This window comes from Mycolicibacterium agri (assembly GCF_002553505.1).
GTDB lineage: Bacteria > Actinomycetota > Actinomycetes > Mycobacteriales > Mycobacteriaceae > Mycobacterium > Mycobacterium agri.
Genome location: NZ_PDCP01000212.1, coordinates 1 through 1,221, shown reverse-complemented (window position 1 = coordinate 1,221; position 1,221 = coordinate 1). Strand labels below are relative to the sequence as shown.

The window sequence follows — 1,221 nt, the reverse complement described above, 5'->3', positions numbered from 1 at the left end:
CCGATGACGATCGTGTAGGGCGGTGTTCCGCCGAGGGCGTTGAGGCTGGCGAACACCGCAGCCGGGTCCATCGCGTGCGCGTCGAGACCCACTGTCGCGGTGAGGCTTTCGTGGTCGGCCTCGAAAACGTGGATGGTCCCCGGCGCCCCCCTGCTGGGGATCGCGTCGATGAGGATGAGCGCCTCGCACCCGTCGAGCAGGTCATACGCCAGGTGCATGCCCTTGATGCCGTAGTCCACCAGTTGAACTCGCGAGCCGGCGAGCCGTTGCGGGACGTGGCGGATCACCTCGGGGCCGAATCCGTCGTCGCCGAGGAAGATGTTGCCGATCCCGGCTACCAGAATTCGGGACGTGATTGCACCTCGCTCACGGTTACATCTTGCGGATCTTCATGTAGCGGCGTGCGTCGGGAATGCTGACGAGGCCTACGATCACGCCGCCGACCACAACGGCCGCGACGACGCCGACAGCCACCCATCCCACTACGTCCACTTCGAACTCCTTTCGGTGAGTGGTTCAACTTCATCGGGGGCGAAGTACAGGTATCGGCCGTACCAGTCGTGCAAGTCGGCGGCGGGGTCGTCTTCGAGGACGACGCCGATGTGCTGGTCGCCGTCGACGTCCTCGTGTACCGATGTGACGCGCGCGATCTTGTCGGCGTAGAAGAGATCCTGCGCGTCGGCCCGCCGCGACGGGCGCAGCCGCACCCTGCTGCCGCGTGCCACCGGCCGGCCGTTGACCAGTACCGCGTCCAGGTCTGGGCGCACCGCAGTGTCGGCCGACGGATCCCACCAATCGACGTCGGCGGGGACTTCGGGGATCAGTCGTGCTCCCTCGTTCACCGCGTGCGGGTTGCGCAGCACACCATGCAGTTCCAGCATGGCCTCCGGTGACATGGTGTCGCAGCGGTCGACGATCTGGGCGGCCAGCGGATCGGTGGCGCGTGCCTGTGTCTTCTCCTCGTCGGTCATCGTCATGATACGCAGCGTGAGGATCTCGTCGATCTCGGTGGAGTCGTAGAGCGCGCCCTTGCTCTGGTCGGCGATCTCGGGGTGGTCGTAGAGGATGATCGGCGACGCCAGCACCAGGTCCAGACTGCCTGTGGGTCCCGCGAGAACCGGGAAGCAGCGGTGTTGCCGGCACCGTGCCACCGCGGCGGCCGCCGAATCCGGCGGATCCAGCAGTGATACGAACTCGGCGTCGGTGACGCTGAGCAAGATG

The 1,221-nt window shown here is 66.3% G+C and carries 2 protein-coding genes and 1 pseudogene; all 3 read right to left on the bottom strand.

The genetic code is table 11. From position 1 onward, the window contains the following. On the bottom strand, nt 1-356 hold a 356-nt coding region (locus tag CQY20_RS33820), incomplete at its 3' end, for a hydrogenase maturation protease (protein WP_097945756.1). A gap of 16 nt (nt 357-372) precedes the next feature. Beyond that, nucleotides 373-492: a DUF6893 family small protein gene (locus CQY20_RS36330; RefSeq protein WP_097945753.1), complete on the bottom strand. Its 120-nt coding sequence runs from the start codon at nt 490-492 to the stop codon at nt 373-375. Continuing rightward, nucleotides 483-1,221, bottom strand: a pseudogene (locus CQY20_RS33810) (hypothetical protein); the annotation flags it as partial. The gene CQY20_RS36330 and the pseudogene CQY20_RS33810, both read right to left, overlap by 10 nt.